The following is a 22,018-nucleotide window of genomic DNA, read 5'->3' as shown; positions in this document are numbered from 1 at the left end:
TATAAACTGGTGGTGGCACGGAAGATAAATCGTGGCAAAACCATTTTGTAGTGCATTTAAATAGAATTAACAAAAAGGCTTGCCATATCGCAAGCCTTTTTTTATGGCATAAAAACGAATTTTTAATTTAATGGATTGGTTTCTTAGAACGAAACCTGTTTGAGCACTTAATATTCTTTTTTGCTCAGGATGCATTAATAATTATATAGATGAAAAAAATACTGGCACATTTGTTCGAAAGCAAAACTTTTACGAAGGAAGAAGCGTATGAAATATTAACCAATATTACCTCTGGTAAATACAATCCATCACAAATGGCAGCATTTATGACGGCTTATTGCATGCGGAATATTCGGGTGGAGGAGCTGGCTGGTTTTCGGGATGCTATGCTCGACTTATGTTTGAAAATAGATTTTGAAGGATACAAGTTGATTGATTTATGCGGAACAGGAGGGGATGGGAAAAATACCTTCAATATTTCAACTCTTGCTTCTTTTGTCGTTGCAGGAGCAGGATATCAAGTTGCAAAGCATGGAAACTACGGTGTTTCTTCAGGTTGTGGTTCTTCTAATGTTATGGAGTTTTTGGGGTATCGCTTTACGAATGAGCCAGGCGAAATTTACCGAAGCTTGGATGAAGCTGGTATTTGCTTTTTACATGCACCCTTATTCCACCCAGCCATGAAAACAGTAGCTCCTATACGCAAGGAATTGGGGGTGAAAACGTTCTTTAATATGCTTGGCCCTTTGGTCAACCCGGCCGAACCGGTCTACCAATCGGTTGGTGTATTTAGTTTAGAATTAGCCCGTCTTTACGGGTACTTATATCAGAAGACCAATAAACAATACTCAATATTGCATGCTTTTGATGGCTATGACGAAATTTCGTTGACGGGAGATTTCAAAGTAATTGGCAACTATGGAGAACGGTATGTGTCTTTGGTATCTATTGGATTTGATAAGGTACAGGCTGACGAAATAAACGGTGGAGAAACAATCGAAGAGGCTGCCGGTATTTTTAACGCGGTCTTAAACGGTACCGCTACACCTGCTCAAAATAGGGTCGTACTGTGTAACGCAGCAATAGCTATTCAAACCATTTGCCCTGATAAATCTTTTGCAGATTGCTACGATGAAGCGGAAGTATCGTTACTATCAAAAAAGGCTCTTTATAGTTTTAACAGATTGGTCAGAAAAGAAAAAGCTTTTTATTGATATGCATCCTAAACTGAAGATTTGCGGTATGAAGTATCCTGCTAATATCAAGGAGGTTCTTTCATTAAAACCGGATTACCTCGGTTTTATATTTTATAAGCAATCGAAACGATATATTGCTGATCTATCTCCTGAATTTCTGAGCACATTGCAAGCGGTCAATAAAGTAGGTGTTTTTGTTAATGATTCAGTTGATCGAATAAGGGCTGTAAGATATGATTACAATTTGCAAGCCATTCAATTACATGGAGATGAAGACCCTGTCTTTGTGAGTGAATTAAAAGATCTAGATGTGCCGGTTATTAAAGCTTTTGGCATCTCGCAGGATTTTAATTGGGCTCAATTGAATGACTACGAATCTTTGGTTGATTTTTTTCTTTTTGATACAAAGAGTCAGGCCTATGGAGGTACGGGACAGCGCTTTGATTGGTCGTTGTTGGAACGATATGTGCTGGAAAAACCTTTTTTTTTGAGCGGAGGCCTTGATCAGGAGAATATAGCAACTGCCATGAGAATGAATGACCCGCGCTTACATGCCCTCGATGTAAATTCAAAATTTGAAAAAAGTCCGGGACTCAAGGATGTATCCTTATTGCGATCAGCTTTTCCTGATAGTTTTTCTTAAAAAACCGAGGTCTATACAAATTAATAAAGAAAAATATAAATTGAATGGATAAAATGAGTAATTATCAGGTTAGTGAAAAAGGATATTATGGAGATTTTGGCGGTGCCTATATCCCGGAAATGATGTTCCCAAATATAGAAGAGCTACGGCTCCGTTACTTAGAAATTATCAAAGAGGACAGCTTTAAAAAAGAATTCGAACAACTGTTGAAAGACTATGTTGGAAGACCTTCTCCACTTTATTTAGCGCAGCGACTTTCTGAAAAGTATGGAGCTAATATCTTCTTAAAAAGAGAAGATTTGAACCATACCGGTGCCCATAAAGTAAACAATACGATCGGTCAGATTTTGTTAGCAAAACGTTTAGGGAAAACACGAATTATCGCAGAAACCGGCGCTGGTCAACATGGTGTTGCTACGGCTACCGTATGTGCTTTAATGGGAATTGATTGTGTGGTGTACATGGGTGAAATTGATATAAAAAGGCAAGCACCCAATGTAGCCCGTATGAAGATGATGGGGGCGGAGGTTCGTCCTGCAACTTCTGGTAGTAAAACATTGAAAGATGCTACTAATGAAGCCATGCGGGATTGGATCAATAACCCGGTAGATACGCACTATATTATTGGTTCCGTAGTTGGGCCACATCCTTATCCTGATATGGTTGCCCGATTTCAATCCGTTATATCGGCTGAAACGCGTAGTCAGCTTTTAGAAAAAACTGGAAGGGAAACGCCTGATTATGCGATTGCCTGTGTAGGAGGAGGAAGTAATGCCATGGGAATGTTTTATCATTTTTTAGCGGATGAACAAGTGCAATTAATTGCGGCAGAGGCTGCTGGAAAAGGCGTAGAAAGCGGTCACTCAGCAGCTACTTCGGTTCTTGGAAAAGAAGGTGTCTTACATGGTAGTCGGACTATTTTGATGCAAACAGATGATGGGCAAGTGGTTGAACCCTATTCTATTTCTGCTGGTTTAGATTATCCTGGCATTGGCCCGCAACATGCATTTCTGCATAAAATCGGTCGGGTGAAATATGTAAGTATAACGGACGACGAAGCTATGCAAGCAGGGCTTTTATTAACCAGATTAGAGGGGATTATTCCTGCAATCGAAAGCGCCCATGCTTTAGCACAGTTGGAAAAAATGTCATTTAAACCTTCGGATAACGTGGTCTTATGCCTGTCGGGACGGGGGGATAAGGATTTAGATAATTATATGAAGTATTTCAGTTTTTAAGACAAGCAACAAGCTTAGAAAAAGCATTAGCATGAATAGAATAAAACAACTGTTTGACAACAAGGGCGATAAAAAATTGCTCTCCATTTACTTTACTGCCGGTTATCCACATAGAGATAGTACCATTGAATTAGCAAAATTATTAGAGACATCGGGAGCCGATTTTTTGGAGATAGGTTTTCCATATTCCGATCCGGTAGCTGATGGCCCGGTTATTCAGCATAGTTCGGAAGAAGCTTTAAAGAACGGTATGTCACTCGATCTTTTGTTTGACCAATTAAGTGAATTAAGAAAAGAAGTGCAGATTCCTGTGTTGTTAATGGGATACGTAAACCCGATATTACAATATGGAGTAGAAAAATTTTGTCAAGCTTGCGCAACAGTTGGTGTTGATGGTATCATTGTTCCCGACCTACCGATGTACGAATACGAAGAGCTTTATCAAGAAACTTTTAAGAAATATGATATTAGCAATATCTTTTTAGTTACGCCCCAGACCTCCGATGAACGTATCAGAAAAATCGATGAAATGAGTACGGGATTCATTTACATGGTTTCATCTTATGCCACTACGGGGAAGAATCTCGTTATATCTGAACAAACAACGCATTATTTTCAACGGGTTAAGGCGTTGAATCTTCGTAGTCCTTTAGTGGTTGGTTTCGGTATTGCTGATGAAGTTAGTTTTAATCATGCACTGCAGTATGCAGATGCAGCGATTGTAGGTAGCGCTTTTGTTCGCTTACTTAGCCGTGAAAACTATTTGGAACAAATTCCACCCTTTATCGGACGTATAAAAGGAAATGTCATTGCCTAAGTCATGTGATAAGATCACTGAAATAGCAAAAGGTGAATGAAGCGTTGCCTTTCAACGCTTCATTAATCTGAAAACCCAGATAAAACCTACAGCGGTAATTGTTGTTATAATACCTGTACCCCACCATAAGGAAGTAAAACCATGTGTTGCAGCAACGTGCGTTCCAACATAAGGAGATATGATATGTGCTATAGAGAATGACAGCGCATTTAATCCCATATATGCTCCTTGATTATATTTCCCACTTCTATTAGCGGTAACGGTTGCCATAAAAGGAATGGCCAAAATTTCAGATAGACAAAGAATGAAAATGGAAAAATACAATATCCATTGACCTGCGTGATGATTTAAAAGCACATAGGAAAAACCACATAATAGCGTGCCAAATATAATAACGCTTGCAGTGGATAGTTTTTTTTCGGCCACATGTACAACCAACATTTCCAGAGAAAAAACTACAAAACCACTGAAAGCAAGTATGCGTCCGATCTGGGACTCTGTTAATTGATAGATCGACCGATAAAACATTGGAAGTGTATTGAGCAATTGGAAGAAACAGATTGCATATAAGGCACAAAGAAAGCTAAACAATAAGAAGGGGACATCGGTATAAGGTGAACGTTTTGGAAAGACAGGTTCAGCATTATCTTCTTTTTTCTTCTGATGGCCTTTTTTTCCTTTAAAATAGATAAAGAACAAGATACCTGCCAGTAAACAGGTGATCCCGTTTCCATAAAATAAAAAATCATACGAAATAGAGGCGAGAAAGCCTCCAAGGGCAGGGCCAATCGAAAAACCTAAATTAATAGCCATTCTATTTAAGGAAAAAGCCTTTGTTATGTTTTCGGGTTTCGCATAATGAGCGATAGAAACCGAATTAGCAGGTCGGAACGTTTCGGATATAAGACTCAGTGAAAAGATACCAAAGGCGAGCCATTTCATGGACTGTAGCTGAGGTAAAAGGAAGAAAAGTGGAGCTGTTAAGAATAAGCTGCACGTTTGTATCTTAAAATGTCCGAAACGATCAGTGAGCCATCCCCCGAGCCAAGAGCCGCTAACGGCACCCATACCAAAACAGCTTAAAACGATTCCGGCATCTTCTATCGTGTAGTTAAGTTTGTTGGTCATGTAGACGCCTAAAAAAGGGAGCACCATGGCCCCGCTTCTGTTGATGAACATGACAAGTGCCAGCATCCAAGCAGGGCGAGACAAACCGCGATAAGCATTTAAATAAATGTGTAAGAAACGAGTCATAATCGCATAGCTTATGTTACCATTTGAATGCTTAAAAATTTTTGGTATTAACCTTTTTCAAGGATTGGGAAGCAATGGTACAAACTTAATTAAAAGTGCGATGAGTTTACGAAATATTTATACTTTATATATCCCTCGAACTTTGTAAAATAGATAACATTGATTTAAATTTGTATTACTCTTCCTGAATAATCCTAAAATCTTTCTATTTCTTTTATTTAAGTCCGCATTAAATCCACGTTAAGTCCACCTTATTTCCACATCAACTCCACTTATCCTTTAGTTTCTATCCGCTCCCTATTCTTGTTTTCGTCCATTTCTATATAGCGTATATCGTATGTATATAGCATGGATCTAACACGGAGATATCATGAGTTTACATGGGATTTTAACCGATTTTATGTAGGTTTGCAACAAACACAATAAATTATGTCACACATTAAAAACTATATTGAAGCAAACAAGCAACGGTTTTTAGATGAATTGTTTGAATTGCTACGCTTTCCATCCGTTAGTGCCGATCCAAAATATAAAAACGATGTCTTAAAAACGGCCGATTATATTGCTGAAAAATTAAAAACGGCGGGTGCCAATAACGTGGAGATTTGTCCGACAGCAGGTAATCCAATTGTTTATGGGGAGAAAATTATAGATCCGACTAAACCTACCGTTCTCGTATATGGACATTATGATGTGCAGCCACCGGAACCGCTTGAATTGTGGCACACACCACCGTTTGAACCTACCGTGCGTGACGGTAAAATTTTTGCCCGCGGTGCTTGTGATGATAAAGGGCAAATGTATATGCATGTAAAGGCTTTTGAAGTGATGCAACAAACGGATAGTTTGCCATGCAACATTAAATTCATGATCGAAGGTGAAGAAGAAGTAGGATCCGAAAACCTGGATGTTTTCGTCAAAGCGAATAAAGAGAAACTAGCTGCGGATATTATCTTGATATCTGATACTGCGATGATCAGCTTAGAAACACCTTCGCTTGAAACAGGCCTGAGGGGACTTTCTTATTTAGAGGTAGAAGTGGTTGGTCCTAATAGAGACTTGCATTCGGGCGTGTATGGTGGCGCTGTGGCAAATCCTGCGACCATTTTAGCAAAAATGATCGCCTCACTTCACGACGAGAACAACCACATTACGATTCCTGGTTTTTATGATGATGTTGTTGAGTTGAGTGAAGAGGAAAGAGAGGCATTGAATCAAGCCCCTTTCGATGAAAATGAATATAAAGAAGATCTTGGTGTTGAGGAGCTGTGGGGTGAAAAAGGTTATACAAGCATCGAACGTACCGGAATTCGTCCTACATTGGAAGTGAATGGAATCTGGGGAGGTTATATTGGAGAAGGGGCAAAGACGGTTCTTCCATCAAAGGCCTCTGCTAAAATTTCAATGCGATTAGTGCCAAATCAGCAATCGGCAGTTATTACAAATCTATTCCAAAAGCATTTCGAAAGGATCGCTCCAAAATATGTAAAAGTAAAAGTGACCCCTCATCATGGTGGTGAACCTGCTGTAACACCAACAGACGGTATTGCTTATCAAGCTGCCGAAAAAGCGATCGAGGAAGCTTTTGGAAAAGCACCGATCCCGTGCAGAGGTGGTGGCAGTATCCCTATTGTCGCTTTATTTGAAAAAGAATTAGGATTGAAGACCGTATTAATGGGCTTTGGTTTAGATAGTGATAATCTTCATTCACCGAATGAAAAATATGATATTGCGAACTATTTTAAAGGGATAGAAACCATTCCTTTGTTTCACAAATATTTTGCTGAATTAAGTAAGTAATTAGCATTGATTTTTGTTGTAAGCTGTCTAGAAGCGCGAGTAAGTGTTTTTTAGACAGCTTTTTCAATATACAAGATTCTGTTAGTGATCATGGCTTAAATAGCTTAACTTTGTGCATCATTAAGATAACCATTGAAACAATATTAATTATTCTAGTGAATGACTAGTAGAGAAATAAGACAAGCATTTTTAAATTTTTTTAAAAGCAAGGGACATGAAATAGTGCCTTCTGCACCAATCGTAGTAAAAAATGATCCAACCCTTATGTTTACCAATGCCGGGATGAATCAGTTCAAAGAACTTTTTTTGGGCGAGGCTCCTATTAAGTATTCACGGGTTGTGGATACGCAACGCTGTTTAAGAGTTTCGGGAAAACATAATGATTTGGAAGAAGTAGGTATAGATACTTACCACCACACCATGTTTGAGATGTTGGGCAATTGGAGCTTTGGCGATTATTTCAAGAAAGAAGCCATAGCCTGGAGCTGGGAGCTTTTGACGGAGGTCTACAAAATAGACAAAAGCAGGTTGTACGTTACTGTATTTGAGGGGGATCTTAATGAGGGATTGCCGGAGGATATTGAAGCATATAATTTTTGGAAAGAACACATCGATCCAGCTCGCATTCTGAAAGGCAACAAAAAAGATAATTTCTGGGAAATGGGGGAGACCGGTCCTTGCGGTCCTTGCTCTGAAATACATGTGGACTGTAGAAGTGATCAAGAGCGTGAAATGATTGATGGAGGAACACTGGTGAATGCGGATCATCCACAGGTGATCGAAATATGGAATAATGTCTTTATGCAATTTAATCGCTTAAAAGATGGTTCCTTGCAGGCCCTTCCAGCAAAACATGTTGATACCGGGATGGGATTTGAACGTTTGGTTCGTGTATTGCAAAATAAAACTTCCAATTACGATACGGATGTTTTTCAGCCGCTCATTCAATTAATTGCCGTAGCAGCCAAGGTGCAATACGGTGAAAATGAACAACAGGATATTGCCATGCGTGTAATGGCTGACCATATTCGCGCGATCTCCTTTGCTATTGCAGATGGACAGCTGCCGTCTAATAATAAAGCAGGGTATGTGATTAGAAGAATCCTTCGTCGAGCGGTTCGTTATGCTTATACTTTTCTAAATTTCAAAGAACCTTTTTTAAATACATTAGTACCTTCACTGGCTAAGCAATTTGAAGGTGTATTTGATGAACTTTACAAACAGCAGGATTTTGTACAAAAAGTGGTGTTAGAAGAAGAATTATCTTTTTTAAGAACCTTGGTTACGGGTATTCAACGCTTTGAAAATTATCATGCAGATCAGCATACCGTTAATGGAGACTTCGCTTTTGAGTTGTATGATACTTACGGGTTTCCAATTGACTTAACAGGTTTAATGGCCCGTGAAAAGGGGTGGGAAGTGGATATGAAGGGCTTCGAAACTGCCTTAAATAAACAGAAGGAACGTTCAAGAGCGGCAACAACCATTGATGCGAGCGATTGGGTGATCGTAAACCAGGGAGAAGAAACACTCTTTGTGGGATACGATAGTCTGACTGCCAAAACAAAAATCCTCAAATACCGTAAAGTTTCTGCAAAAGGGAAAAGCCAATATCAATTGGTATTGTCGCAAACGCCATTTTACGCAGAAGGTGGCGGACAAGTGGGGGACAGGGGTACCCTGATCGATGAAGCGTTGAATGAAACAATTCAAATTATTGATACGAAGAAAGAAAACGGATTGATCATCCATTTTTCTGAAAAACTTCCTTCGCATCTTGAAGGTGTTTTTTTTGCAAGGGTGGACGGTACGCGACGTCAGGATATTCAAGGTAATCATTCGGCAACCCATTTATTGCATGCGGCGTTAAAGCAAGTACTAGGCGCGCATGTCAATCAAAAGGGATCCTTAGTAAGTGACGAGCTGCTCCGTTTTGATTTTTCTCACTTTGCGAAGGTTTCCGATAAAGAGCTAATGGAGGTTGAACAAATTGTCAATGCAAAGATCAGAGAAAATTTAGCGTTGGTTGAGCAAAGAAATATGCCATATGATGATGCTATTGCTATGGGGGTTACGGCTTTATTTGGTGAAAAATATGGTGATTTCGTAAGGGTAATTATCTTCGATGAAAATTTCTCCAAAGAATTATGTGGTGGAACGCATGTATTGTATACGGGAAATATAGGATTCTTCAAAATTCTGAGCGAGGGTGCTGTCGCCGCAGGTGTACGACGTATTGAGGCTATTACCGGTAGGCGAGCAGAAGCGTTTGTTGAAGGACAGGAGAGACTTATCAATGAGTTGAAGGACTTACTTAAAAACCCTAATGATCTTAGTATTGCAGTCACCAATCTTTTGCAAGAAAACAGCAAACTGAAAAAGGAGGTAGAGAAGTCCTCTATGGAAAAAGCACAACAGCTGAAGCAAGTACTTATTGAAAAAGCTGTTGATATCAATGGGATCCAATTTATTGGCGAACGAGTGAGCTTATCAACTATAGATGCGATTAAAAATTTGGCTTTCGCTATTAAAAATGCAATTAATAACAATCTGTTTCTCGTATTGGCTGCTGATTTAGATGGCAAACCAAATTTAACAGTGATGTTATCGGACGACCTTGTAAAGCATGGCCTAGACGCTGGAAAAATTGTGAGAGAATTGGCAAAAGAAATAAAAGGTGGTGGAGGAGGTCAACCTTTTTTTGCAACGGCAGGAGGGAAGGATTCTTCGGGTTTAGCTGTTGCTATTGAAAAAGCTAAATCTTTTGTTGTTTAAGTGAAATAATTTGAACTAACTATTTTCGGATGAAAAAAATATTATGGGCCTTAAGCATTTTTGCTTTAGCAGCGTGCAGTAATAAGGATCAGTTTGTGTTGAATGGAGAGCTTATTAATAATGATCAGGTAAAAAAAGTTTTTTTATATGAAGGAGGCGAGATCGTAGATTCAGCTTTTTTGAATGATGATAATAAGTTCAGATTTCGTAGAACAGCACCTATTCCACAATTTTATAATTTAAAGATTGGGGAAAACAATTACTTTTTTGTTTTATCCAATGGTGAAGAAGTAGCTTTCAAAGCTAATATCAAAGATCCTAGTGGTAATTATGAAGTTTTAGGGTCAGAAATTTCTAGTAAAATAAAGGAATTTGGCGAAATTAATACACGTTATTCTGCCATTTCCCGGGAAATAGAAGGGGAATTTCAAATGCGATTAAAAAAAGAGCCATCAAGGGAAAAAGAGATTAGGGATGAGCTATTTGTGAAGTATAAGAATAATCTCGATCAATTCTCTAAAGAAGTGTTAGCTTTTGCAAATCGAAACGTTAACAACTTAGCAGGTTTTTACGCAATAAGTTCTCTCGACCCTGCGGAATATGAAACTGAAATGATGGCATACGCTAGTGCAATAAAAGATAAATTTCCTAAAAATGCGGCGGTTCGGGACTTTATCACACATATGGCTGAATTGAAACCATTAACAGTAGGCCAGAAAGCCCCTGATTTTGAGCTAATGGATCAAAAGGGGAAGACGGTTAAATTGTCAGATTTTAGAGGTAAGTATACGTTGGTTGACTTTTGGGCATCTTGGTGTGTGCCATGTCGAGAAGAAAATCCAAATATTGTCAAGCAGTATAATACATATAAAGATAAAAATTTTACGATATTAGGGGTGTCCTTAGATAATAACCAAACGGCTTGGCTGAAGGCAATAAAAGATGATCATTTGACTTGGACACATGTATCAGATTTACAGGCTTGGAATAGCAAGGCTGCCGAACTGTATAAAATCTCCAGTATACCTGCATCTTTTTTGCTAAACCCGGAAGGTGTTATTATTGCTAAAAATCTAAGGGGGCAAAAACTGGCTGATTTTTTGGGAAAAACACTATAGTTTTAACTAGATGTCAAGCGGTGAGCGATCATTAACAATTTGTTAATACTGTCTTAACTTTTATTTGCGATTAAGTACATAATTTAGGCCTAAAATTATTGAACATGAGTAGTGCTAAATACAAGATATTAGTTGTTGATGATGAACCCGATATAGTCGAACTGATTGAATATAACTTAAAGCGAGAAGGATATTCGGTTTTTACGGCTACTAATGGACAAGAAGCTGTGTCCACTGCACGGAAAATAAATCCTGATCTCATCATACTTGATATCATGATGCCGAAAATGGACGGCATTGAGGCTTGTCGGATTATGAGAAGTATGCCCGAATTTAAAAATACCTTTATGGTTTTTTTAACAGCAAGGAGTGAAGAGTATTCCGAAATAGCCGGATTTAATGTGGGTGCTGATGATTATATTGCAAAACCCATTAAACCCAGGGCTTTGATTAGCCGGATCAATGCAATTTTGAGAAGAAATAGTAAAGGGGAGGAGACTTTAGAAAATAAAGTTGAAATCGCTGATCTTGTAATTGATAGAGAAACCTTTTTGGTATATAAGAATGATGAGAAAATTGTTCTCGCGAAAAAGGAATTTGAATTGTTGTATTTATTAGCCTCGAAGCCTGGAAAAGTTTATACTAGAGAAACGATATTAAAGAGTATTTGGGAAGATTCTGTTGTAGTCACGAACAGAACTATTGACGTGCATATTCGAAAACTTCGCGAGAAGATTGGTGACGACTACGTATCTACTGTAAAGGGAGTTGGTTATAAGTTCGATGCATAATCTTAATTTTTTTTTAAAAGGGAGGCCGTACTCCCTTTTTTAATCGTATCTATTTTATTCGAAGCGAATTTTGCTGATTCTTTATAGCCTGTAAAAATCCCTACTTTTTAACCGGTACAATTTTTTTCTTCCCTGAAACTACATCAGCCATTTTTTGTATCTTGCAATTATGTCAATAAAAAATCATCTTAAGGGATATAGATGATTCTAAAGGAGATAGTTGAATTTATAATTATAGTTTTACGGTATAATTGCTACCTATGGGGATCTATCATCAATGGCTCAATATAATTCCTTTAAATGAACAGGATCGTTTAAGGAAGTTGTACAAATATGATATTCTGAATACCCCTCCTGAAGATGCCTTTGACAAGATTGCGAAACTGGCCATGGAGCTTTTTGAAGCTGCAGGAGCTTTTATATCTTTTGTCGATAAAGAAACGGTATTTTTAAAATCTGATACTACGGGTCATTTTGAGCGTTTCACTGATCGTGCAGATAGCCTTTGTTCTTGGGCCATTTTACAAGACTCGGCGATGGTTATTAATGATATCGAAAAGGCATCTGAAATACTTGAAGATCCAATGGGATTAAAGGTTCTTGGTGTCGGATTCTATGCGGCGGCACCACTGCTAACACCTGATGGCTATAAAATCGGTGCACTTTGTGTCAGTCATCCTGAACCTAAATACCCATCAGATAAGCAAATAGAAATGTTGCAAAGCCTTGCTTCCATCGTTATGGACGAACTGAAGTTTCGCTTAGCTACCCGTAATGCAGTACGTGTACAAACTGATTTAATGAATGTTGCCGTTCACGATCTTAAAAATCCATTAACATCCATCAAGCTTTATGCCCAATTGATTCAGCGCGAAGCAAAAGAGAATAAAAGTACACAAGCGATGACAGAACGGATTATCAAGTCATCTGATTTCATTCTTTCGAGTCTAAATGATTTGTTAAATCTATCGCAAATAGAAGATGGGGAGATGAAACTTAAAATAGAGCCTTGTACAATTGATTTGCTACTTAAGGACCTTTTGTCGGATTTTGAAATTATTGCTAATCAAAAAAAACAACGCGTGATTTTTGAGAATACAATTCATCGACCGGTTGCAGGTGATAAGGTACGATTACGTGAGATTTTTGAAAACCTTCTAAGTAATGCCTCCAAATACGCTTATGCGGATACAACCATTAACTTGATCGCTAAGGAAGTCGATGATAGAGCTTTAATTGAAATTAGAGATCAGGGGCAAGGGCTTTCTGAACAGGATATGAAAAAACTCTTCAAAAAATTTGCGCGCTTAAGCTCTGTTCCAACGGGTAAGGAAGGGAGTAATGGTTTGGGCTTATCAATCGTTAAAACACTGGTAGAACTTCATAGCGGGAAAATTTGGGCCGAAAGTGAGGGGAAGGAAAAAGGAGCTTCTTTTTTTATTGCCTTACCTTTGGCAGTGTTATAAACCATACGAAAGCCTTGCCAGGTGTTGCCATTGAATTTTCAGAGCCGACGAAGAATGGTCGACCCAAGTATACAAGTATAATGTAAATGATGGCGTTTTGATAAACATTTTCATTCTCTTTTTATACCTTTGCACTCCTATGGAAGAAAAAGCGCCGAATTTTAAATATCCGAAGTTTAAGGAACTCGTCATTTTTGAAGATGATAACTTAATAGTTGTAAACAAACCCCCTTTTATTGCTTCATTGGATGAAAGGGAAGGTGGGGAGGTTAATATACTTCGGATGGCAAAATTATATCATAAGGATGCACAGGTTTGTCATCGTATCGATAAAGAAACCTCGGGTTTGCTTTTAATCGCCAAAAATCCGGAGACTTATCGCGCTGTTTCCATCGAGTTTGAGAAAAGAAGGGTAAAGAAAATTTATCACGCTGTTATTGCTGGAACGCATGTCTTTGAAGATTTAAAAGTGGATCTTCCTATTCTAAATTTAGGCAATAGAAACGTTACCATTGACAAAGCTAACGGTAAATTAGCAGAAACCTGGTTTAAGTCGCTTGTCTATTTTAAACATTATACATTGGTTGAATGTCGCCCCGTGACAGGTCGGATGCATCAAATAAGAATACATCTTGCCACACAACATGCATCTATTGTTGGGGACAGCCTTTATAAAGGTAAGCCTGTTTACCTCTCTCAAATAAAACGGGGTTATACTTTAAGTAAAGGACAAGAGGAGCTTCCTATTATGAAGCGATTTGCTTTACATGCTAGATCCTTACACTTTTCGATAAACGAAAAAGACTACAGCTTGGAGGCCCCTTATCCTAAAGATTTCGCAACTTTATTAAAACAGTTGGAGCGATTTGACTCCTGATATCCTAAATATTGCGTGGGAGATTAGTCTCATTTAGTATTTAAATAATCCTTAGGCAAGGAGTATACTGCTTTAAGTTGACAACCCAACATTTGAAAACCTAGCGGCAACTACCGGTTCCTTCGAGTCCGATTGTTGATAATTGTAGAATCCTATAGCCGTTTTTTTGCCAAGGTGACCCGCCGCTACCATGTTAACCAGTAAAGGACATGGTGCATATTTAGCGTTTCCAAAGCCGTTATATAGTACTTTTAAAATGGCTAAGCAGACATCCAAACCAATGAAATCGGCTAATTGCAGTGGACCCATTGGGTGGGCCATACCAAGTTTCATAACGGTGTCGATCTCGATCACGCCGGCAACACCCTCGTACAGGCTGTAAATTGCTTCATTAATCATAGGCATTAAAATTCTATTTGCTATAAAGCCGGGATAATCTTGTACGACAACAGGTACTTTTTGAAGTTTGGCAGCTGTCTTAAGGATTTTGTTTGTAACGGTTTCGCTGGTGTCATAACCTTTTATCACTTCCACCAATTGCATCATGGGCACGGGATTCATAAAATGCATACCGATAACTTTATCCGGTCTGTTCGTGTGGGATGCGAGTCTTGTAATAGAAATAGAAGAAGTATTAGAAGCTAAAATAGTATTGCTAGGACAAAGATTGTCCAGGTCTTTAAAGAGATTTGACTTGATAAGCTCGTTTTCTGTTGCGGCTTCAATGACGAGGTCCGCTTTGGAAACGGCACTTTTCAGATCGGTAAACGTTCTTAAATTATTTAATGTAGCAATTTTATCATCAGCTGTTAATTTGTTTTTATTGATCTGTCGGTCTAAATTCTTTTGGATGGTCTGTATAGCTTTTGTCAGTGCTTTTTCATCTAGATCTACGAGCGATACCGAATACCCGTATTGAGCGAAGGTATGCGCAATCCCATTACCCATTGTACCTGAACCAATAACTGTTATGTTTTTCATCCGTTATATCATTTTTCTTTAATTGATAAATGTGGATTTTATTCCGTTTTCATACCGCTAATCGTTTTTTGCATTTGTGCCATCATGGTGGTCAGTGTTTCCAGGCTTGGCTCTGCGGTTGGTTCCGGAAATTCTGTACTGATGAAAGCCTTGGCTTTCCATATTTCTAAAATATCTGGAGTTTCTACCCAATAAGGTTCGTATACTTTGTTATCGGATACTAACTTCAAGCCTTTTTCCTCTTTGAATTTATGTGCTATCCTTTTGTAGACAATGCCATCCGATTTAGAAATAATGACATAAGTTTGATTCGATTTTATATCAAACCAGTCCTCAACATATTCACAGATAACGATTGTGCCAGGTTGCAAAGGAAGCATGGAATCCCCTTTTAATTCAAAGGCACGGTAGGTCCCTTGTTTAAAGAAAGGCAATCTGAACTTAGGTAACTCGCTAATGTAATCAGGGTCTGCGTAACCATTCAGATAACCGGCACTGGCTTTGACGGGAACAAGTTCAATATTCTCGCGATCGTCTTCGTTGACCGTAATACTTAATACCCGCACGCTTGAGGAATCACCTTTTGGTGTCGGTTTCCATTTATCATCAATTTTTTCATTGACAAGTTCATCCATTGTCAATTCATAATAAGATGCGAATTTTTTTAGTAATTCGTATTTGGGTTCCGCACGATCTTCTTCGTAAGCACCTACCAGAGAACGTTTAATTTCCATGATATCAGCAAATTGCTGCTGCGTGTGCCCTTTTTTTCGTCTAAGAAATTTAAGATTTGATGCGATATTGCTCATTTTTAAAATAATTTTGTTTTTACTAATTTTGTTAGTATTATTGTGCCAATAAAGTTAGTAAATAAAATTCAATTAGCGAAAAATATTAGTGTATTTTGTTATGAAACGATTTGTATATATATTGACAGACTGCAATCGCCAATGTTTACATGTAGGGTTAACCGATGATTTAGCTAAAACTATGGCTTTTTATCGAGAGCACAAGCAATTGTTTTTTGATGCAACCGCAAAGGTTTCGAGACTGGTTTATTTTGAAGAGATGGATACTGAAGACTTAGGAGTCAATCGTTTCAAGCTATTATCTACATTTACGCGCTCTCAAAAGGAACGTCTTATCCGAGCTGTAAATAAAGATTGGCAGGATCTGAGTTCACGTTTGAATATGGATGATTTTGTGATTTGCAGCCAGCCAGCTGCTCATTTTTTCTCGCAGAGAGTATGGTAAAGGTTTTATAGTTAAGCGATGATCTTATTTCATTGCAAATAGTAAAGGCCTAATAGTTTAATGTTAATGAATGACTTTTACTATTCAAATTTGATTAACTAGTAATCAAACAGACTACCAGCCAGGTGCGAAATTAAGGCCAAAAGTACCAAACTTTACGTCTTTTCTATTAAACGGTATTGCATAATAGGGCTCTAATACAAAATAACCGAAGATGTTAACACGTAAAGAAACACCGGCACTCATTGCGGGAACCCGCTCATAGATGTCGACTATAGAGCCATCAGGATTGACCTGTTCACCAATTTTATCAGGATTGCTTTTAAAAGCAACTTTATCTCCAGCACTCCAGGCAAGACCCATATCGAAAAACACGTTTAAATCAGAAAATAAAAGTCCTGACTTAATGGCTGCTAACTTTTCGGGACCTGTGAATGGCAATCTCGCTTCTACGTTTACTACCGCTATCCTGGAGCCCATTAGCTGGTTTACATTGTATCCTTGGTAAACCCGGCCATTGTTATTATAAAACGAAGCGGATTCGTAGCCTCTGATAAGAAAGGGATATCCTATATATAAAGGATATAGTTGATCTTCGCCACTGCCCACACGCATATAGGTATAAGCACGTGCAGCTAAAGAAACAGGTTTTATGCGATGATATTTTCGGAGGTCAACAGTATAGGCGGTGAAGCTAAAGTCGCCGAAATACTTCTCGGCTGCTAATCGATAGCGATAGCCACTTAGCGGAGCAGCTACACCAAAATAAGAGTTATCGCCTACAAAGGCAGCATTTACCTGTTGTAAGGTAAATGAATTGAAATTACTACCATAGGTTCTGCTAGCTTCTTCTTTTGACAATTTTCTTCTATCACTTCCTAAAAAGTAGAACGTGTTGGGATCATAATAATTTGAAAACCGATCAATTCGATAGCTGTAACGGGCTACAGCAGCTCCTAACTCAAATCTAGTTGTTCTGGATAGGGGGTAGGCGGCAAAAGCGTCGATTTGGGTTTGAAATGTCCGTATAATGTCTGTGTTTTCGGTAAAATAAGTGTTTCCATCAATCTCCTCATTACCATAACTCATTAATCCGGACATAAAAGGAATATGTGAAATAGAGCCACCCCAGCTAATCCGTCCTTTTTGATTGATATAGGCAAATTGGCCACCAAAATCGTAGACCTCACCATTGATTGCCAGGCCGGCAAACAATTGATTTCTTCCTAAAATATCGGAGAAGATTCCTTGGATGCCGCTCGATAAACCTGCTCCATATCTACTGCCGACAGCTACACCAACACCACTTCCCTGCAGGTAATCGAGCTGGAATTTTGGTTTATAGGCTATCGGTTTTATATAAGATTTTCCGATACGTTGAAAAATATTATAATTTTTCAGGTTGCTATTAACGACATCCACACCAAGTGATTGAGGGGGAGGGAGCAGCGCGGCATCAAAATTTACTTCATTGTTCGGCACCTCTTTCGCTACGAAGTCGGTCGGCTTAGCATTGTAGATGGTATATTTTTGAGCTCGGTAATAGGAGTACAGGATATCATCGTTTCTAGATACACTCAATGCCGGTGAATATTCCGTGATGCCGCTAATTCCTGTAAAGTAGTCCGTTAATTGTTCTGTTTTTTCGGTGGAAAAGGTATAACGGTATAAGTTTCTGAACCCATCACGATTAGACAGAAAATAAAGTTGTTTATCGTCTGCCGAAAATTGAGGATTTAAATTATTGGCGCCGGCAAAAATATCAATTTTCTGTATCTCTCGGGTGTCTATATCGATAATGGCTAAACCTAAGGGAATATCAACCCCTTCATAACCGCTTTCTAAACTTAAACGATCAGTACTGAATACTATTTTTTTGCCATCCCTTGAAAAGCTCGGATGATAATCTGCATACCAATCGTCGGTGAGCTGGGTTAATTGCCGGTTCGATATATTATACAAGTAGATATCACTATACCCATTTTTAAGTCCCGAAAACGCGACATGATTTCCATCGGGTGACCAGGTTATATTGGCAAATTCACCTATATCTCCCATGCCTTCCATAGAAAGGGTTTTACCGGTCTCAACATCAACTATTAACAATTTGGTGCGTCCCTGACTAAATATACTGAAAGCAAATTTTTTGCTATCGTGTGAAAACGAACCTGCACTTTCTATGTAACTGAATTCATCGATGTGTGAATTATTCTGCCTACTACTAAGTTTTCGGATAATCTTGCCCGTTCGGGCATCCGCTAGAAATAAATCAATACTAAAAAGGTCCTTTTCTGATAAGAATGCAACATATTTTCCATCGGGAGAAATAGTTGGAGACACATTCATATTACCGCCGTTTTTATTATTAATGATCATTTGTCCTTTCGGCACCTGTGCAGTATCTACCAGAAGAGGTTTATAGGCATTTTCGATGCTAGTTCGCCATAGATTGGACAAGGTTGGTTCATCGTATCCAAATGTATGTTTAATAGCCGCTTGATAACCGTATTTGGCTGTATTTTTGAAAAAAGGAACAATAACCGTATCGCCATAAGTAGAACCAATGTAGGCCCAGAACGCCTGACCATATCGATAAGGAAAATATTTGTTGCTTTCAGTCAAATCTCTGAGACTGGGAATATCTTTATTTAAGTAAGCATCGCGCATCCACATGGCTGTAAAAGCATCTTTTTTCCCAACGGACAGGTATTCCGCCATCCCCTCAACCATCCATAACGGGAGATTGCCAATGTTTTCCAATTTCGTCGAATCACCCTCGATGAGGGAATGATATTGAAAGGCATGAACCAATTCATGCCCTAGTACATGACGTGTCTGGTTATTGATTTGCATAATCGGCATAACCACACGGTTCTTTAACCCTTCTGTTACACCTCCCGTACCGATGCTGATTTCCCCACCAATGGCGGTGGTTTGTTGAAAATCCGGATGGTTATTGTAAAGAATCAAGGGATTCTTTCGTAAAAATGTATCTCTAAAGACCTGTTGGTGCAACTCATACCAAAGCTCGCTCTCTTGCATAAAGCGAGTTAACAAACTATCATTCCTGATATACGTGTAAAAATCAAAATGGGGCGACTGTTTTACATTAAAATCCAATGCTTTATAACGCATTTTGTTTTGACCGAAGTATTGTCCAAAAACGGTCGGTATAAAGAAAAATGTCAAGGCCATTAACCAGACAACTTTGTAAAATCTGTCTTTTGCAGGAATAAGGTGCTTCATAATGATGCTTAGGTACAATTCGGAATACTAATTTAGTGTTTAGAATTTATTTGCACAACTTGGCCTGGTTCTATTTATTCATTCTGTTGCGGTTTAAGCTGTTCATTTATTCTTTGAAGCTCATCTTCGTTATGTGGTTCAAAGATCGGATTTAAAGTTGGAGGCAGACTATCCACTCGCGTGCTATCTGGAATTCTAATTCGTGGGCTAGGGCAATTATATGCCCGGGTGATCGGCACCGTCGGTTCGGGAAGAGGGCCATAGGTATAGCCACTTTGCGGATCATGATACAGCTTTTCCATAAACTTAGCAAAGATAGGTAGGGCAGTGCGTGAACCCTCTCCGGTAGCAGAATTTCGAAAATGTATGCTACGTTCATCGTTTCCAACCCAAACACCTGCAACTAGATCTTTTGTGATTCCCATATACCAGCCGTCCACATAGTCTGAAGATGTGCCTGTTTTTCCGCCTATTTGATTCCCCTTCTTCCATAAGTCCCATTCCCACAAGGCTTGTGAAGTTCCACCGGGCTCCTCCATCGTTCCGCGAAGCATGTAGGTCATCAACCAAGCAATTTCTTCACTAATCACCCTTTTCGTTTCAGGCTTAAACTCAACCAGCAGATGGCCGTCCTTATCCGTTATTCGCTTTACCAAAATAGGATTGGCATGATTTCCTTTATTAAGAAAAGTCGCATAAGCACTTACCATCTCATAAACCGTTACATCATTAGACCCTAAACTTACCGATGGTACCGATTCCAAATGGCTGGTTATACCACATTTATGAGCAGTTTTTACAACATTATCCCAACCAACCTTTTCTGTTATCTGAGCTGTTACCGAATTAATAGATCGACCCATAGCCCACCGTAGTGACATATTAATACCGGAAAAGGTCCAATCGGCATTTTTCGGTTCCCAGGTTTTAGCTTCACCTTTTTCAATATAATTGATCTTTACCGCTTTATCTTGAAATTTATCGCAAGGAGACATTCCTTGTTCCAATGCGGTTAAATAAGCAAAAGGTTTGAAGGTCGACCCCGCTTGCCGTTTTGCTTGGTTAACATGATCGTATTTGTAGAATTGGTGATTAATGCCGCCTACCCATACCTTTATTTCTGAATTGTAGGGATCCATTACCATCATGCCCGTGTTAAGCATTTTTGCATAATGCGCAAGAGAATCTATCGTGGAATAACTTACTTCTTCCATACCATCCCAGGTAAAAACTTTCATTTGCTTCGGTTGGTTCAAGTAAAAGAGAATACTATCGACGTTGTGATTGAATTTTTTATCTAGAAAAGCGTAGATAGGCAGTCTTTTTGCGAGATTTTCCAGGAAGTTCTCGATGACTTCTCCCTTGGAGTCGCGCCAAGGGAGTTCTTTTCCCCATACACTTTCGAGTCGCTTTTGTAAGGTAGCCATTTGATCATAAGCAGCTTCTTCGGCGTAACGTTGCAATCTAGAATCGATTGTTGTATATACCCTAAGACCATCCTCATAAAGATCATAACCGTTCTCATCACACCATTTTTCAATGAATCGTTCTGCAGCACCTCGCAAATAAGAATCTTCTTTGCCGATTTCATCAATGGTGCCTAAACTGAGATCAATAGGCTTTGCAATATACTGTTTAAATTGTGATAGTGAAATGAAGCCAGCCTTTTGCATTTGCGATAATACAACATTTCGTCTTTCTAATGAACGTTTTGGATTTCTTACCGGATTATAGAGTGTGGTGGCTTTGAGCATACCTATGAGTAGTGCCGCCTGAGGCGGTGTAACTTCATTGGTATTCTGGTTAAAATACCGCTTTGCTGCCGTTTTGACACCATAGGTGTTGTTACCAAACGACACCGTGTTTAGGTACATTGTTAGGATATCTTCTTTACTATATCGACGTTCCAGCTTGATGGCCGTAAACCATTCTTTGATTTTGATGATTAACATTCGAACGCCGGGGATATTACCTAATAATCCGGCAGACTGGTTATAACGGGTTCGAAACAGATTTTTTGCCAATTGTTGGGTGATGGTACTACCTCCCCGTTTATCTCCCTGTGCAGTTGACAATAAACTGGATGCTACTGCAATGAAATCGACTCCCTTATGTTTGAAAAAGCGTATATCTTCTGTGGCAATCAAAGCCTGGGTTATGCTTTTCGAAATACTGTCGTAAACTACGGGTGATCGATTCTCTTTAAAATAACGACCAATCAATTTACCATCAGCGGTATATAGCTCTGACGCGATATTGAGTGTCGGTGCTTTGATATCTTTTACCGCAGGTGAATAACCAAAGAGTCCTAGGAAATTTAATTCGATCGCGCATAAGAAGATTATGACGAAATAAATAAAAATCAATATATAACGAAGAAACTTACTCTTAATTCTTCTAAACATGCGGTAAATATCTAAAATGATTAGTTAACATAAATGTAAAAAAATGTTAAATAGTCTTTGGGTTAGCCTGCTGTACATCAATAATAGACCTACCGAGCAAATCTCTATAAAAAATCTGAAATTTTATGTAACAGCTGAATTTTGTTGATTGTTGTGG

The 22,018-nt window shown here is 38.7% G+C and carries 16 protein-coding genes; 11 read left to right on the top strand and 5 right to left on the bottom strand.

Translation table 11 applies throughout. The annotated features are described in order from the left end of the window. The first annotated feature begins 209 nt into the window (after window positions 1–209). The 4 genes from trpD to trpA are packed head-to-tail and all read left to right on the top strand — an operon-like array spanning window position 210 to window position 3,894. Window positions 210–1,214, top strand: a complete 1,005-nt coding sequence (gene trpD / locus RYH73_RS12310) for an anthranilate phosphoribosyltransferase (RefSeq protein WP_335313735.1) — start codon at window positions 210–212, stop codon at window positions 1,212–1,214. 28 nt (window positions 1,215–1,242) lie between these two features. Continuing rightward, a complete protein-coding gene (locus RYH73_RS12305) occupies window positions 1,243–1,839 on the top strand; it encodes a phosphoribosylanthranilate isomerase (RefSeq protein WP_335313734.1) in 597 nt (198 codons plus the stop codon). Between the two features lie 53 nt (window positions 1,840–1,892). Continuing rightward, window positions 1,893–3,077: a tryptophan synthase subunit beta gene (trpB, locus tag RYH73_RS12300; protein ID WP_335314112.1), complete on the top strand. Its 1,185-nt coding sequence runs from the start codon at window positions 1,893–1,895 to the stop codon at window positions 3,075–3,077. A 31-nt stretch (window positions 3,078–3,108) separates the two neighbouring features. Next, complete coding sequence (trpA, locus tag RYH73_RS12295; RefSeq protein ID WP_335313733.1) at window positions 3,109–3,894, top strand: tryptophan synthase subunit alpha; 786 nt, start codon at window positions 3,109–3,111, stop codon at window positions 3,892–3,894. Window positions 3,895–3,945: 51 nt separating this feature from the next. Here trpA and RYH73_RS12290 read toward each other — a convergent pair whose 3' ends face one another. Further along, window positions 3,946–5,148 carry an MFS transporter gene (locus tag RYH73_RS12290; RefSeq protein ID WP_335313732.1) on the bottom strand — a complete coding sequence of 401 codons (1,203 nt, stop codon included), beginning with the start codon at window positions 5,146–5,148 and terminating at the stop codon, window positions 3,946–3,948. 429 nt (window positions 5,149–5,577) lie between these two features. Between RYH73_RS12290 and RYH73_RS12285 the strand changes: the two genes are divergently transcribed. From RYH73_RS12285 to RYH73_RS12260, 6 genes are all read left to right on the top strand, one after another. Continuing rightward, on the top strand, window positions 5,578–6,948 hold the full coding sequence (locus RYH73_RS12285) for a dipeptidase (protein WP_335313731.1): 1,371 nt from the start codon (window positions 5,578–5,580) through the stop codon (window positions 6,946–6,948). Between the two features lie 159 nt (window positions 6,949–7,107). Continuing rightward, window positions 7,108–9,723, top strand: coding sequence for an alanine--tRNA ligase (alaS, locus tag RYH73_RS12280; protein ID WP_335313730.1), 2,616 nt, complete (start codon window positions 7,108–7,110; stop codon window positions 9,721–9,723). A gap of 29 nt (window positions 9,724–9,752) precedes the next feature. Then, complete coding sequence (locus RYH73_RS12275; RefSeq protein WP_335313729.1) at window positions 9,753–10,841, top strand: peroxiredoxin family protein; 1,089 nt, start codon at window positions 9,753–9,755, stop codon at window positions 10,839–10,841. A 104-nt stretch (window positions 10,842–10,945) separates the two neighbouring features. After that, window positions 10,946–11,632, top strand: coding sequence for a response regulator transcription factor (locus RYH73_RS12270; RefSeq protein ID WP_013666371.1), 687 nt, complete (start codon window positions 10,946–10,948; stop codon window positions 11,630–11,632). Window positions 11,633–11,892: 260 nt separating this feature from the next. Continuing rightward, window positions 11,893–13,098, top strand: coding sequence for a GAF domain-containing sensor histidine kinase (locus tag RYH73_RS12265; protein ID WP_335313728.1), 1,206 nt, complete (start codon window positions 11,893–11,895; stop codon window positions 13,096–13,098). Between the two features lie 139 nt (window positions 13,099–13,237). Then, window positions 13,238–13,975 carry an RluA family pseudouridine synthase gene (locus RYH73_RS12260; protein WP_335313727.1) on the top strand — a complete coding sequence of 246 codons (738 nt, stop codon included), beginning with the start codon at window positions 13,238–13,240 and terminating at the stop codon, window positions 13,973–13,975. A 72-nt stretch (window positions 13,976–14,047) separates the two neighbouring features. Here the strand turns inward: RYH73_RS12260 and RYH73_RS12255 are convergent, their stop codons facing one another. Both RYH73_RS12255 and RYH73_RS12250 read right to left on the bottom strand, forming a co-directional pair. After that, window positions 14,048–14,956, bottom strand: coding sequence for a 3-hydroxybutyryl-CoA dehydrogenase (locus tag RYH73_RS12255; protein ID WP_335313726.1), 909 nt, complete (start codon window positions 14,954–14,956; stop codon window positions 14,048–14,050). A 38-nt stretch (window positions 14,957–14,994) separates the two neighbouring features. Next, window positions 14,995–15,765, bottom strand: coding sequence for an XRE family transcriptional regulator (locus RYH73_RS12250; protein ID WP_335313725.1), 771 nt, complete (start codon window positions 15,763–15,765; stop codon window positions 14,995–14,997). A 100-nt stretch (window positions 15,766–15,865) separates the two neighbouring features. On the opposite strand from RYH73_RS12250, the gene RYH73_RS12245 reads away from it, so the two are divergent. Next, entirely contained in the window at window positions 15,866–16,210 is a 345-nt protein-coding gene (locus tag RYH73_RS12245; protein WP_335313724.1) for a GIY-YIG nuclease family protein, read from the top strand. 114 nt (window positions 16,211–16,324) lie between these two features. On the opposite strand, the gene RYH73_RS12240 is transcribed toward RYH73_RS12245, so the two are convergent. Together RYH73_RS12240 and RYH73_RS12235 are read right to left on the bottom strand one after the other, a co-directional pair. Further along, the gene (locus RYH73_RS12240; RefSeq protein ID WP_335313723.1) at window positions 16,325–19,456 is read right to left on the bottom strand and encodes a basic secretory protein-like protein; all 3,132 of its coding nucleotides are present in this window, start codon (window positions 19,454–19,456) and stop codon (window positions 16,325–16,327) included. Between the two features lie 74 nt (window positions 19,457–19,530). Then, window positions 19,531–21,861 carry a transglycosylase domain-containing protein gene (locus RYH73_RS12235; protein ID WP_335313722.1) on the bottom strand — a complete coding sequence of 777 codons (2,331 nt, stop codon included), beginning with the start codon at window positions 21,859–21,861 and terminating at the stop codon, window positions 19,531–19,533. Window positions 21,862–22,018: the final 157 nt, after the last annotated feature.

The sequence above is a fragment of the Olivibacter sp. CPCC 100613 genome, assembly GCF_036959255.1.
Classification (GTDB): domain Bacteria; phylum Bacteroidota; class Bacteroidia; order Sphingobacteriales; family Sphingobacteriaceae; genus Olivibacter.
The sequence above is the reverse complement of the archived record's forward strand: the minus strand, read 5'-3'. Positions and strand labels throughout refer to the sequence as shown.